This is a genomic window from Providencia sp. PROV255, assembly GCF_028478065.1.
Taxonomy (GTDB): Bacteria; Pseudomonadota; Gammaproteobacteria; order Enterobacterales; family Enterobacteriaceae; genus Providencia; species Providencia rettgeri.
The window spans coordinates 296,997-311,134 of the sequence record NZ_JAMPMI010000008.1; the positions used below are offsets into that span (position 1 = coordinate 296,997).

Below are 14,138 nucleotides of genomic sequence, written 5' to 3' on the forward strand. Positions count from 1 at the left end.
TTATTCAAACCGTCTTCCGGTATTGTTGTTGCTTTGCCAGAGCCACTTAAAACCAGCCCTATTATTGCGAATACGTAAGTTATTCTTTTATACATTTAATTTAATTTTGCTCTTTTTTCGTATTAAGGCCATATTCTCTCAATTTATTGGCAATTGCCGTATGAGAAATATCCAAACGTTTAGCTAATTTACGGGTACTCGGATAATCGCGATACAAACGTGCTAATACCGATGCTTCATAACGTTTAGTGATTTCATCTAGCGAGCCATTGAGTGAATCTAAAGCGAGTGCGGGGGTATTAACTACATCAGGTAATTGGATATTATCTGCATCTAATATATTGCCATTAAGTTGCGTTAACCCTTGATAAAGAGCATTTCTCAGTTGCCTTACATTACCCGGCCAATAATAACTACTTAAATATTCTATCAACGAAGGTGCCAATTTAGGTTCAGCAATATGAAGCTCTTTGGAAAAACTGGCGACAAATGTTTTGGTCAGCGGTTGAATATCTTCTTTACGTTCACGCAATGGAGGAATAGTTAATGTCAGTACATTCAAACGATAGTAAAGATCCTCTCTGAATTTCTTTTCGGCAACCAATTCAGGTAAATTTTTCTGTGTTGCACAAATCACACGAACGTTCACCTTAACTTCTTTTTCTTCCCCAACACGCCTAAATGTTCCATCATTTAAAAAACGTAATAACTTAATTTGCATTTGTGGCGACATTTCAGCAATTTCATCAAGCAACACCGTTCCGCCATTGGCTTGTTCAAAAAAACCCTTTTTGCCTTCAACCGCATTTGGATAAGCACCCGCTGCATAACCAAATAATTCACTTTCTACGACATCATCCGGCATCGAAGCACAATTTAAGCCTAAAAACGGTTCTTTTCCTCTCGCACTATGCAAATGACAAGCTTTCGCTAAGATATCTTTCCCAGTCCCCGTTTCACCGACAAGTAATAATGGCTCATCCAGCATAGCAATACGTTTGGCTCGTTCAACCACATTTGCCATGACAGGGCTAACAGCAATAATTTGTTCAAAACCGCTGCCATCTACCTCAATAACTTGTTGGCGTTGCTTATCTAAAATTGCAGCCGATTTCAACAGTAATACCGCACCAGTACAATGGGATTTACCATTTTCATCAGCCAAAATAATAGGTGTTACTTGCATCAAATAGTCTTGGCCTTTAATGACAACTTTCTCGGTGTACGCCTCTGGTGACTCCCGTTCAAACCAACGTACTAGCCCTTGACTACCAACTAACTGTGAAAAGGTTTTTTCTCGAATTTTAGCCTCATCATAACCAAATAACTGCAATGTCATTGGGTTAATCAACTCGATATTTAGCTTGTTGTCGATGGATAAAACAGGTTCTGGAAATGAGTTTAAGAGCGCCCAAACGGCTTTATGTTCTCTTTCTGAAGGCATAAAATAAATTCGGCGAACATCAATAACACCATTAATACGGCGTATTTCTGCCATCAATGTGCTGAATACCTGAAAATCTACAGGTGTAAAGTTGAGGTAAATCCTACGTTGAGGAGAGATTTCAATACCTTTTAAATCAATATTTTGTAGAACTAAAAGGTCAAGTAATTCACGCGTTAAACCGATACGGTCTTGGCAGGTCACTTCGAGGCGCATAGGTAAGAACCTTCATCAAAAAAGCCGAGAGAATAAAGGTATTTTAGCCTTAAACATTAAGGGAATACAGTGTTTGTGTCACAAATTGTTGACAGCTTGTAAGCTTTATAATCATCAACAAATAAAATCACGGTTTTCCTTTATTTTTTAAGGCTTGAAATAAGAATAAACACATTAATCAATAAATGATGCTGCAGAGTGAGCAAAAACTGTCAACTCACCCTGCCAATGCGATTGTTTTACGCTTTTTCTTTTTTGCTGGGAATGACATTTTTTAACTGGCCAATTAACTGATGGCGAAAATCGGCTAAACGTGGCTTGTTTTCTATCCAAGGTAGTGGTCGACATAATTCCATCGCCTTAATACCTAAACGCGCAGTTAACAAGCCTGCTCCAATACCTTGTGCTGCTCGTGTTGATAACCGTGCGGTAATGTCTTGAGATAGCCAATCCATCCCCACTTCACGAATTAATTCAGACGCTCCCGCAAAGGCAATATTAATGAGCACCATGCGAAATAGCCGAATTCGGCTATAGTAACCGAGTTCAATACCATAGATTGCCGCGATCCGATTAATTAGACGAATATTTCGCCAAGCAATAAATGCCATATCCACCAGTGCTAGCGGGCTCACCGCAATCATGATGGCCGATTCTGCGGAACAACGACTAATTTCTTTACGAGCTTGTTCATCAAGGATAGGCTGAACCATTCGACTATACAATTCAACAACTTCCCTATCATTATGAGAGTCATGAAGAGTGGCTTGCCAATTAGCAATTGCAGGATGTTGCATCGATAACGCAGATTGTTTAGCCAGTTTTTCACAAAAAGCCTTTCCTTGCCCCATACCATGACTGTGCAATAATTCGCGAGCAAAGTCCCGTTCCTCCGCACGTTCTCTCAGGCGATACAACCGCCGCCATTCGCCAACAACAGACCCAACACCCGCCACAACGATTAAACCACCCGCGGCAGCGACACCTAACGCAGTCCAATCTTGTGTTACCCATGATTGGTGGATCCAAACGCCGAGCTGAGCAACGACACTGACCCCAAAAATTCCCGCAGCCGCGCCAACTAATTTACGCCAAAAACTCCGTTTTGGTTTTAACGCTTCGTTAATCAGGCTTTCAACCTCACCTTCTTGGTTGTCCTGCTCTGTTTCCAAAGACACTGGTGTAAATTTTTCAAGTTCACGTTCATCAAAAACTTGGGCTTTTTTTAGCGATTCTTTCGTCTTATTTTCACTATGTTCAGCAAAATCTAAACGCTGTTTTAAGGGTTCATTCATTTCAGTTTATCTCCCAACAAAAATTCAAGCGCACTGTCCATACGAATGTGTGGCAATGGTTGATCCATTGGCGTTGGCCTTGGTCTGAAATCTTCAAATTGAAAACCTTGAGTTTGCCAGAATTGTTCATTCGGCAAGCGTTTTGGCACTTCCCCTGGGTAAAACATTAACGGTTGACCATCACTTAGCCGATTCCCTTTTAACGCAGGTAATTTTTCACCTTTATAGTCTACCAGACCACTTTCGGTAGCTTGTATTGATGCTAGACCCACACAATCCATGCTGATCCCCTCAAACGCAGCATGCTGCCATGCCTCTTGCACTAGCTGTTGCAACAAAGCCACTAAATTTGCATGTTGGTCTGGTGTTACGTGATCTGACTTACTTGCGGCAAAGAGTAATTTATCAATACAAGGTGAAAATAAACGCCTCAGTAGTGTGCGCTTTCCATAATGAAAACTACGCATTAATTGCGTTAATGCCATTCTCATATCATTAAAAGCATCAACACCACTATTTAGCGGTTGTAAGCAATCAACTAACACAATTTGTCGGTCAAAACGTTGGAAATAATCACGATAAAAGCCCTTTACAACATGCTCACAATAATATTGATAACGTTGCTGTAACGCGCCAATATTGGTGTTTTTACCTGTCTGTGCGAGCTTTTTGTCGCCATATTTGGCCACACTCGGCCATGGGAAAAATTGCAGAGCCGGCGCTCCTGCTAATTCAGCGGGTAAAACGAAACGTCCCGGTTGAATAAAGTGCTGCCCTTGGGCCTTGCATTCCACTAAATACTGAGTGTAGGCAGCGGCAATTTCAGCAAGCAAATTTTCATCAACTGGCGCTAAAGGGTCACATTTTTCACACAATGCCAGCCAAGGTTGGGCTAAATGTGCGCGTTCCCCCTTGATTAAGGTATTCATTTGTTCAGACCACGCTAAATAATTTAAATCTAGCATGGGTAAATCCAACAACCATTCACCGGGGTAATCGACAATCTCTAAATATAATGATGAGTTATCAACAAAATGACGCAAAAAAGAGTCTTCTGAGCGGTAATGTAATTTAAGGCGTATTTCACTGACTCCCCTTGTTGGTGTTGGCCATTGCGGGGGCTCCCCATAAAGAGAAGCAATACCTTCATCATACGCAAAACGTGGTACTGACAAATCACGGTGAGGTATCCGTTTAACACCTAGTAACCGCTTATCTCGCGCAGCAGAAAATAAAGGCAGCCGTGCCCCGGCATTCACATTCAATAGTTGATTCACCAGTGAAGTAATAAATGCGGTTTTTCCACTACGGCTAAGCCCTGTTACTGCGAGCCTAACATGACGATCAACACTTCTATTCATCAAATCCGTTAATTCACTGTGCAGTCGTTTCATGCTCCTCCCAAGACTTATCCTTTCAATTTAAACCCATTTTACGTCATATTGCGTACTATAATTTAGCATAAAACAAATTGTATTAGGTTAACCGTTTAATTAGTACATTGAGCAACCATTTACTCGTCAATAATTTAATGATTTTACCTACGACTCCGGCTGGGCCATATGTCATAAGTAATACCGCAGCGATTCGAATACTTTTTTGTAGAATAAGTTTCTTTACAAATTTTTTGATTCGATAACGAACGTTATTTGCCATATGTCACTCACTTATTGATAAAAAACAAAAGGGATTTGGTTTTGAAACCTAATCCCTTATCATGTGATGGCGATACGATTTGCTATAGATTTCGAAATTTACTGTTCACTGTATAAGTATCTGAAGTAACGTATCTTTCAATCTGGCGTAACTTCATTTCACCGGATTTTAATTGTGTATCAATTTGGTTAATAAGACTACTCACTTCTGGGCCAATATCTTTCTGTGAACGGTAGCCACTTGGTGCCGCTTCGACAACAAAGCACATCACGATGTACAAAATCAAAGTAATACCAAAGCTTACAAATAAGGCTAATACGGCTAATGCTCTGACCAAAGCAACCGGAAGTTCTAAGTACTCAGCAATACCCGAACACACACCACCGAACACACGTCTATCCGTTAAACGATAAAGTTTGCGGTTGCGAAATTGAGTCATTATTTTTGCCTCCAATTTGGGTGTTCTGCATCCAAAATATCTTCAAGCGTTTTAATGCGTTGCTGCATCTGTGATGCTTGCTCTGCTAATTGCATCAAACGTTGTACTTCATTTTCAGTTAGCTGACTCCTCTGCCCATTATTTTTTTTGCTGTAATGTAGCCACAGCCAAATAGGCAGAATAAAAATGAGAAAAATAATTAATACGAGAGACAGAAAAACGTAGCCCATCACATATCCTTATACATATGGTTAACCTATCTATGGCACTGATACGATATTGCTAACGTACCAGTGCATCAAAATAACTGTTACTGATCTTTATTGATTTTAGCTTTAAGCGCCGCTAATTGCGCGCTTATTTCATCGTCTGCTTTTAACTCTGCAAACTGTTGATCCAGTGATTTTTGTTTACCAATACCATAACTTTGAGCTTCACCTTCCATATGGTCTATACGGCGCTCAAACTGTTCAAAACGAGCCATTGCTTCATCCAGTTTGCCGCTATCCAGTTGGCGACGAACATTACGACTAGATTGTGCTGCTTCCATACGAACAACCATTGATTGCTGTTTCGCACGCGTTTCTTGCAGTTTGTTTTCTAATTCAGTGATTTCACCTTTTAAACGGGTCAAGGTTTCATCAACAATAATCAGCTCGTGTTTTAAGGTATCAACCATTGCACTCACTTTTTGCTTTTCAATCAGTGCTGCACGCGCTAAATCTTCTTTATCTTTCACCAGTGCTAATTCTGCTTTTTCTTGCCAATCAGCAACTTGTTTTTCGCCCATTTCAATACGGCGCTCTAAGCCTTTCTTTTCAGCTAAAGTGCGTGCTGATGTAGAACGGATTTCAACTAGCATGTCTTCCATTTCTTGAATCATCAGACGGATCATTTTTTGCGGATCTTCTGCTTTGTCTAACAAAGAAGCGATGTTTGCATTAATGATATCGGCAAAACGTGAAAAAATACCCATTATTTATATCCCCTTGATGGATTTAATCATTCTGTAGCGCCTCGACCTGATTTGGCTTCCAACCCATACCTGACGCTCCGTTAGTCAAACAACAAATAGCATGTTGTATTTAGCTATTACAATTCACATATTGCAACTCACGTGCCAACTTTAAACAAAAATTCATATCACAATGATTTTAAATAAAATAATTATAAACTTTCTCTAAAATTCATTTTAGTTTATAGTTAAAGCATCGGTATTTCCAACCAACTATTGGTAAAAAAAACCATGAAAGAAACCAACGAACCTATTCTTGGCGTTTCAAGTAATTTTCTCGATGTACTCGAACAAGCTTCTGAACTTGCTCAGCTCAATAAACCTGTTTTGGTTATCGGCGAACGCGGTACGGGTAAAGAACTTATTGCAGATAGACTTCATTACCTCTCCCCACGCTGGCAAGAAGCTTTTATCTCTCTCAATTGCAGTGGACTCAATGAGAATTTACTGGATTCTGAATTATTTGGACATGAAGCCGGTTCTTTTACAGGTGCCCAAAAACGCCATCAAGGGCGTTTTGAACGAGCAGACAAAGGCTCTCTTTTTCTTGACGAGCTCGCTACCGCACCGATGTCCGTTCAAGAAAAATTGCTGCGAGTCATTGAATATGGTGAACTTGAACGAGTCGGTGGAAGCCAAGCATTACACGTCGATGTTCGTTTAATCTGTGCTACAAATGCCAATTTACCTGAACTTGCCAAACAGGGCCGTTTTCGAGCTGACCTCTTAGATAGGCTGGCTTTTGATGTTATTCGCCTCCCCCCACTGCGTGAACGGCAGCCTGATATCTTATTATTAGCAGAACATTTTGCCATTTTAATGTGTGGTGAATTAAAACGTTCACACTTTACAGGTTTTACATTACATGCCCAACAAGCTCTGCAACACTACCCATGGCCAGGTAATGTACGCGAATTAAAAAATGTTATTGAGCGCTCAATATACCGCCATGGAAACTGTGCTGATCCCGTTGATAATATTATTTTTGACCCATTTGGCGAAAAACTTGCTGAGCTACATGAATCACCAAGTTCACTCCCCATGCCACATACCCAACAACAGAATACAATTTTGCCTTCATTACCATGTGATTTACGTCAATGGCAACAACAATCCGAAAAAGCGCTATTAGAACAAGCACTAACAGATAGTCATTTTAATCAACGTAAAGCTGCACAACGGTTATCATTAAGTTATGACCAACTACGAGGCTTAATAAAAAAACATCAAATAAACATTGAGAATTAATAATACGTAGTTCAAATAATTTGAATTTATTGTTTGAACTACTGTATTATACTTAAACATCAAAAATTCAGGATTAAAGAATTTGGGTTATTACTTATTACTAAACATTTCCAATTTTATATTTTGGTTTCAAAAATCATTTATTCATCTCACTAAAAAAAACATATTTTCAATAGGGGAAATCAAAACAAAAATATTCAAGATAAATAAATTTATAAGCAAAAACAACAAGTAAGACAATATCACCTTTTCCAAAAACATACAGAATTTAAATAAAAATAATTATATCTAGTAACTTATACTAATTAGCATGCATAAATAATGATTTATTTTAGCACATTTAGTTAATTATATAATCATAACTATGTTTATTTTAATCATGTTAATGTCAACCAATTAAATTATTTTTACACCTTGTCATATTTAACTACTGTGCGAAATATATTTATATGATATCTCTATTAATATGATATTTATTATATGAGGAGCCTATCATGAAGAATATAAATATACTTGCTATGACCTTTTTTCTTCTCGGCTTATCTCCTACAGTCAGCGCAGAATCATTAATGAGAACATTCTCTTACTGTGATGCGACTTTTTTCGAGAAAATGAAAGAGTATCCCGCTTTAAATGATGCATCTAATGCATTGAAAAACATGAAATTAGATGATGGTGAACAAGTTTCTGTTAATCTCAATTTTTCACCTACCGGAATTGTGACTTTTAATCGTTTTTTTGTTAGTCATAGTAATTTCGATAAATATGATGACTTCACCTATTTAGGCTTACGTGGCCAATACTATTTTTGGGGATTTGAAACCACTCAAAGCTTTGAAGAGGTTATCCGTTATACTTCATCAAGAATTGCTATTCTAAAGGTGGGAAATACTTATATCTACTCACCCATGATCCGCCACAATTTGCAAGGCCAATGGGTGTTTAACGAATACGCAACGCAAGACTATAACTTGGCCCCAAATGCAGCTGAAAAAATGCTGATTATTGAAAAGGATGAACAAAGAGGAGTGGTTCGTTTCTTATGTACACTCCAAGGTAAAGTGACCGATGAAGACCTACACTATGTGGGTTTAGAGTAATAACGAGAAATGAAGCTAAACGAGCTTGTTGATACAAAAAAAAAGCCAGCACCCAAGCTGGCTATTAAATAAAACACTGGAAGCAATGTGAGCAATGTCATGCCTTGTCTACATAAGCACTTGGCTTAAGTGACAAAACGAATGATAATCGTTATCAGTGTCATTTGTAAAGCTTTTTAATGAGATATTTTCTCATTAAGACATACTTCAATGATTAATTTAATAATTTAAGTTAAGCATTATATTAATAACTTCCTTTTTAGCTTAATTTTCATGCTTTTTTGGGCTAAATTTTGCTTATACCCTGTCCCCCCATTTTTAGGCTACAATAGGTCAATTCTAGTTAACGATGTCAGTGGTATGCGCCTATTAACTCTTTGGTTTTTATTTCTCATTTCTGTGTCTGCACAAGCGCTTAATAACCAAGAGCGCTTTACCGATATTGTGGCTAACGAGGTTCCTGCAGATATACGCCAAAAAGGTTTTATTTACTGTGTAAATGGGATCGTAACGACATTTAATCCACAACTAGTCAGTAGCGGGTTAATTGTCGACCCTCTCGGTGCTCAAATTTATGATCGCCTATTAGATGTTGATCCATTTACCTATCGTTTGGTTCCAGAACTGGCTGCTAGCTGGGAAGTTCTCGATAACGGCGCAACCTACCGCTTATACCTGCGTAAAGATGTAAAGTTTCAAAACACAGCTTGGTATACACCAACGCGCAATATGAATGCTGATGATGTCGTGTTTAGCTTTTCTCGCATGTTTGAGGTAAACCATCCTTATCATTATATCAATGGGGGACGTTACCCTTATTTCGATAGTTTACAATTTGCCAATAGTGTCCAAAGTATACGTAAAATTAATAACCATACGGTGGAGTTCCGCTTAAATTCACCTGATGCGTCTTTTTTATGGCACCTAGCAACACACTATGCTCCTGTCCTTTCATCCGAGTACGCTGATTACCTTTCAAGTATCAATCGCCAAGAGCTAATTGATTGGCGACCTGTGGGTACGGGGCCATTTCATTTAGATGACTACCAAGCCGGGCAATTCGTTAGACTTCTCAGAAATGACAATTACTGGAAGGGTTTACCGCGTATGGAAGAAGTGGTTGTTGATATGGGGGCCGGAGGAACTGGTCGCATTTCGAAATTACTCACCGGGGAATGTGATGTTTTAGCCTACCCTGCAGCAAGCCAATTAAAAGTATTACGAGATGACCAACGTTTGCGGATTTCTATGCGTTCTGGGATGAATATTGCCTATCTCGCATTTAATACCAGTAAACCACCATTAGATAAACTAAAAGTACGTCAAGCAATTGCTTATGCAATTAATAATGAACGTCTAATGCAATCAATTTATTACGGTACAGCAGAAACAGCTGCATCTATTTTACCTAGAGCCTCATGGGCTTATGATAATCAAGCAAAGATCACTGACTATAACCCCGAACGTTCCAAAAAAATGCTCAAAGAGATGGGGTTAGAAAATCTAAAACTGGATTTATGGGTGCCGATCGCTTCGCAATCATATAACCCTAGCCCACTAAAAATGGCTGAGCTTATCCAAGCAGACTTGGCACAGGTTGGTATTGTTATGAATATCCGTTCTGTTGAAGGCCGCTTCCAAGAAAACCAATTAATGGATAGAACCCATGATATGACATTAGCAGGTTGGACAACTGACAGTAATGACCCTGACAGTTTTTTCCGCCCGCTACTAAGCTGTGCGGCGATTGGTTCCCAAACCAATTTAAGCCATTGGTGTAACCCCGCTTTTGATGAAATCTTACATAAGGCACTATTGACACAGCAATTAGCCGCACGTATAGATTATTACCATCAGGCACAACAAATTTTAGGGGAAGATTTACCTGTCTTACCCCTTGCCTACTCTTTACGTTTACAGGCCTATCGCTATGATATAAAAGGGCTAATGATCAGTGCGTTTGGTAATACCTCATTTGCCGGTGTGTATCGGGAAATGGAACAGGCTGAAAAAGTTTCTCCGAAAAAACAGAGGCAGCAACCATGATAATTTATTCACTGCGTCGTTTTTTGCTTTTATTAGTCACGGTATTCTTTCTATCACTAGTCAGCTTTAGCTTAAGCTATTTTACGCCTAATGCACCACTGAGTGGCGCATCACTTATCGATGCCTATATTTTTTATTTTGAAGGCTTACTTCATTTTGATTTTGGCGTTTCAAGTATTAACGGGGAACCCATCACCGAACAATTAAAAGACACATTCCCTGCCACCATGGAGTTATGCATTTTAGCGTTTATTTTTGCTTTAACGACAGGTATTCCACTTGGGATTATCGCTGCTTTTTGGCGTAATAAACCAGCGGATATTGCTATCAGTGTTTTTGCTTTATTAGGATTTTCTGTCCCTGTATTTGTACTCGCACTCGTTTTAACCCTCTTTTTCTCATTACATTTAGGGTGGCTACCTGTATCGGGTCGAATTGACCTATTATACAATTTAAAAACAGTAACTGGCTTTGCCTTGGTAGATGCATGGCTTTCGGATTCACCCTATCGTAAAGATATGATCATCAATGTACTTGAACACATGGTGTTACCGGTTCTGACTTTGGCACTCGCACCAACAACCGAGGTTATTCGGTTGGTACGTAATAGCACCGAAGAAGTCGCCAGTGAAAATTATATCAAAGCAGCCGCTATTCGAGGGTTGTCACGAATTAAAATCATCCGCCGCCATATTTTTCATAATGCTATCCCCCCCATTATTCCTAAGCTTGGGCTACAGTTTTCTACTATGCTGACACTGACCATGGTAACTGAACTCGTTTTTAACTGGCCAGGGCTTGGCCGTTGGTTAGTTACTGCTATCCGCCAAGAAGATTACTCCGCAATATCCGCTGGCGTGATGCTAATTGGCGCACTAGTGATTACTGTAAATGTGTTGTCTGATATTTTAGGCGCCATGATGGACCCATTAAAACATAAGGATTGGTATGTCCTCAGATAATTTTTATCGTGAACAAAAAATGCCATCCCCAACACGAGTGGTATGGAATATCTTCTCATCAGATGTAGTTTCTATGGTGGGATTTTTTGGTGTGCTAGTTTTATTAATTTTATGCTTTGTTGGCTCTTATCTAGCACCTTATGCACTAGACCAACAATTTTTAGGTTACCAATTAACACCACCGTCTTGGTCACATTATGGTGATGTTGCCTTCTTCTTTGGGACTGACGACCTTGGCCGCGATATTCTGAGTCGGCTATTAATTGGCACTAAATCAACGTTTGGTGCAGCTATTTTAGTCACACTGATTGCAACACTAATTGGATTAGTTCTCGGCTGCCTAGCGGGAATGACTCGCGGGTTAAAATCTGCAGTTTTTAACCATATACTCGATACCTTGCTATCAATTCCATCCTTATTACTCGCTATTATTGTCGTCGCTTTTATGGGAGCTAGTTTAGAAAATGCGATGCTCGCTATTTGCCTTGCATTAATTCCGCGAATGGTAAGAACCATCTATGTTGCTGTACATGATGAGTTAGATAAAGAATACATCGTTGCCGCACGCCTAGATGGCGCTTCAAACATTTTTATTTTATGGTATACCGTACTGCCAAACATTACTCCTATTCTCGTCACTGAACTAACTCGGGCACTTTCAATTGCCATTTTAGATATTGCCGCTTTAGGTTTTCTTGATTTAGGTGCACAACTTCCATCTTCTGAATGGGGTGCCATGCTAGGAGATACTTTAGAGCTTATCTACGTTGCTCCCTGGACGGTTATCTTACCCGGTGTTGCTATCATGATAAGCGTGCTTTTTGTTAACCTTTTAGGTGATGGGCTACACCGTGCCATCAATGCGGGAGTTGAATAATGCCACTACTAGACATCCGCAATTTAACTATCGAATTTATGACTGCCAATGGCCCAGTCAAAGCTGTTGATCGCGTATCAATGACATTATCTGAAGGGGAAATTCGAGGTTTAGTCGGCGAATCAGGTTCCGGTAAAAGCCTTATTGCAAAAGCTATCTGTGGCGTAACGAAAGACAACATTCGTGTGAAAGCCGACCGTTTTCGCTTTCAAGACATTGACTTACTAAAACTCAGCCCACGTAAACGTCGTAAGTTAATTGGTCATAATATCTCCATGATATTTCAAGAACCACAATCTTGTCTCGATCCAGCCGCTGATATAGGCAAACAGCTTATCCAATCGATTCCTGGATGGACATATAAAGGCCGCTGGTGGCAACGTTTTAATTGGCGTAAACGCCGTGCAATAGAACTGTTACACCGTGTGGGGATAAAAGATCATAAAGATATCATGCGCAGTTACCCTTATGAACTCACCGATGGTGAATGTCAAAAAGTCATGATAGCGATTGCGATAGCTAACCAACCACGGTTATTAATCGCCGACGAACCCACCAATGCGATGGAGTCTACCACTCAAGCACAAATTTTCCGTTTACTGGATAAATTAAACCAAAACAATAATATGGGAATTTTGCTCATTAGCCATGATATGGAAATGATGTCAAAACTTGTTGACCGCATCAACGTACTCTATTGTGGGCAAACGGTTGAGAGCGCAACACCAGAAGATATCCTACAGCGACCACGCCACCCTTATACCCAAGCGTTAATCCGTTCAATCCCAGATTTTGAAAGCCCTCTTCCCCATAAAGGGCGGTTAAATACGTTACCCGGTGCAATTCCTTCTCTTGAACATTTGCCGATTGGTTGCCGTCTTGGCCCCCGTTGCCCTTATGCACAACGTACTTGCATCAATGCACCTCAACTGCGCAATATTAAAGGCCACCTCGTTGCTTGCCATTATCCGCTAAACACCGAGGAACAATCTTAAATGGAAACCTTACTTGAAGTCCGTAATCTCACCAAAACTTTCCGTTTTCGTGAGGGCCTATTTCATCGGCACGAATTGCAAGCTGTTAAGCCTGTTAGCTTTAACTTACAGGCAGGCCAAACATTAGCCATTATTGGTGCCAATGGCTCAGGAAAATCAACTCTTGCGCGAATGTTATCCGGCGTTGTAGAACCCACCAGCGGCGATATTTTTATACACGGACAACCACTTAATTTTGGTGATTATAGCTACCGTTGCCAGCGTATTCGTATGATTTTTCAAGATCCAAGTACGTCCCTAAATCCAAGGCAGCGTATTGGTCAAACGCTTGAACTCCCTTTAAAATTAAACACTGACTTAACTGGCATAGAACGTGAAAGGCGCATTATTCAAACGCTTCGCCAAGTCGGGTTACTTGCTGACCACGCTGAATATTACCCACATATGTTAGCATCGGGGCAAAAACAACGTATTGCACTGGCAAGAGCGCTTATTCTACAACCCGAAATTATCATTGCTGATGAAGCACTAGCTTCGTTAGACATGTCCATGCGGTCACAGATCATCAACTTAATGTTAGATTTGCAAGCAAAACAAGATATTGCATTTATCTATGTTACCCAGCACTTAGGGATGATGAAACACGTCAGCGATAAAATGCTTGTGATGGATAAAGGTGAAGTTGTCGAACGTGGTAATACAGCAGAAGTTTTAGCCGCCCCTCTTCATGACGTTACCCGACGACTAATTGAAAGCCACTTTGGTGAGCCTCTGTCAATAGATGCCTGGCGACAAGACTTATAATGGCTTTTCCATTGTCTGTGATGAATTTTACTCACAGACAA

Annotated in this window: 14 protein-coding genes; 7 read left to right on the forward strand and 7 right to left on the reverse strand. The window is 39.9% G+C overall.

Translation table 11 applies throughout. The features are described from left to right. Positions 1–100 precede the first annotated feature (100 nt). The 7 genes from tyrR to pspA all read right to left on the reverse strand — a co-directional run bounded on the left by tyrR (position 101) and on the right by pspA (position 6,026). Positions 101–1,660, reverse strand: a complete 1,560-nt coding sequence (tyrR, locus tag PR725_RS08265) for a transcriptional regulator TyrR (protein ID WP_004910482.1) — start codon at positions 1,658–1,660, stop codon at positions 101–103. Positions 1,661–1,899: 239 nt separating this feature from the next. Continuing rightward, positions 1,900–2,955, reverse strand: a complete 1,056-nt coding sequence (locus tag PR725_RS08270) for a YcjF family protein (protein ID WP_109911277.1) — start codon at positions 2,953–2,955, stop codon at positions 1,900–1,902. Continuing rightward, entirely contained in the window at positions 2,952–4,349 is a 1,398-nt protein-coding gene (locus PR725_RS08275) for a YcjX family protein (protein WP_109911276.1), read from the reverse strand. Before PR725_RS08275 ends, PR725_RS08270 begins: the two co-directional genes overlap by 4 nt. Positions 4,350–4,431: 82 nt before the next feature. Beyond that, positions 4,432–4,611, reverse strand: a complete 180-nt coding sequence (locus PR725_RS08280) for a hypothetical protein (RefSeq protein WP_109911275.1) — start codon at positions 4,609–4,611, stop codon at positions 4,432–4,434. Between the two features lie 82 nt (positions 4,612–4,693). Beyond that, positions 4,694–5,050 (reverse strand): envelope stress response membrane protein PspC, encoded by a 357-nt coding sequence (pspC, locus tag PR725_RS08285; protein WP_109911274.1) that lies wholly within the window; start codon positions 5,048–5,050, stop codon positions 4,694–4,696. Beyond that, on the reverse strand, positions 5,050–5,280 hold the full coding sequence (pspB, locus tag PR725_RS08290) for an envelope stress response membrane protein PspB (protein WP_272568497.1): 231 nt from the start codon (positions 5,278–5,280) through the stop codon (positions 5,050–5,052). The genes pspC and pspB overlap by 1 nt, the downstream gene beginning before the upstream one ends. 80 nt (positions 5,281–5,360) lie before the next feature. Further along, positions 5,361–6,026, reverse strand: a complete 666-nt coding sequence (pspA, locus tag PR725_RS08295) for a phage shock protein PspA (RefSeq protein ID WP_004263893.1) — start codon at positions 6,024–6,026, stop codon at positions 5,361–5,363. 270 nt (positions 6,027–6,296) lie between these two features. On the opposite strand from pspA, the gene pspF reads away from it, so the two are divergent. From pspF to sapF, 7 genes are all read left to right on the forward strand, one after another. Beyond that, complete coding sequence (pspF, locus tag PR725_RS08300; RefSeq protein WP_164528912.1) at positions 6,297–7,313, forward strand: phage shock protein operon transcriptional activator; 1,017 nt, start codon at positions 6,297–6,299, stop codon at positions 7,311–7,313. A 494-nt stretch (positions 7,314–7,807) separates the two neighbouring features. Next, positions 7,808–8,413: a hypothetical protein gene (locus tag PR725_RS08305; RefSeq protein ID WP_004910472.1), complete on the forward strand. Its 606-nt coding sequence runs from the start codon at positions 7,808–7,810 to the stop codon at positions 8,411–8,413. Between the two features lie 360 nt (positions 8,414–8,773). Then, positions 8,774–10,459 (forward strand): ABC transporter substrate-binding protein SapA, encoded by a 1,686-nt coding sequence (gene sapA, locus PR725_RS08310; protein ID WP_272517359.1) that lies wholly within the window; start codon positions 8,774–8,776, stop codon positions 10,457–10,459. Further along, positions 10,456–11,421, forward strand: a complete 966-nt coding sequence (sapB, locus tag PR725_RS08315; RefSeq protein WP_004910469.1) for a putrescine export ABC transporter permease SapB — start codon at positions 10,456–10,458, stop codon at positions 11,419–11,421. Before sapA ends, sapB begins: the two co-directional genes overlap by 4 nt. Beyond that, positions 11,408–12,298 (forward strand): putrescine export ABC transporter permease SapC, encoded by an 891-nt coding sequence (gene sapC / locus PR725_RS08320; RefSeq protein WP_004910466.1) that lies wholly within the window; start codon positions 11,408–11,410, stop codon positions 12,296–12,298. The genes sapB and sapC overlap by 14 nt, the downstream gene beginning before the upstream one ends. Further along, on the forward strand, positions 12,298–13,293 hold the full coding sequence (gene sapD / locus PR725_RS08325; protein WP_004910464.1) for a putrescine export ABC transporter ATP-binding protein SapD: 996 nt from the start codon (positions 12,298–12,300) through the stop codon (positions 13,291–13,293). Before sapC ends, sapD begins: the two co-directional genes overlap by 1 nt. Next, the gene (gene sapF, locus PR725_RS08330) at positions 13,294–14,097 is read left to right on the forward strand and encodes a putrescine export ABC transporter ATP-binding protein SapF (RefSeq protein WP_004910462.1); all 804 of its coding nucleotides are present in this window, start codon (positions 13,294–13,296) and stop codon (positions 14,095–14,097) included. It abuts the gene before it with no gap. The last annotated feature ends 41 nt before the right edge of the window (positions 14,098–14,138 follow it).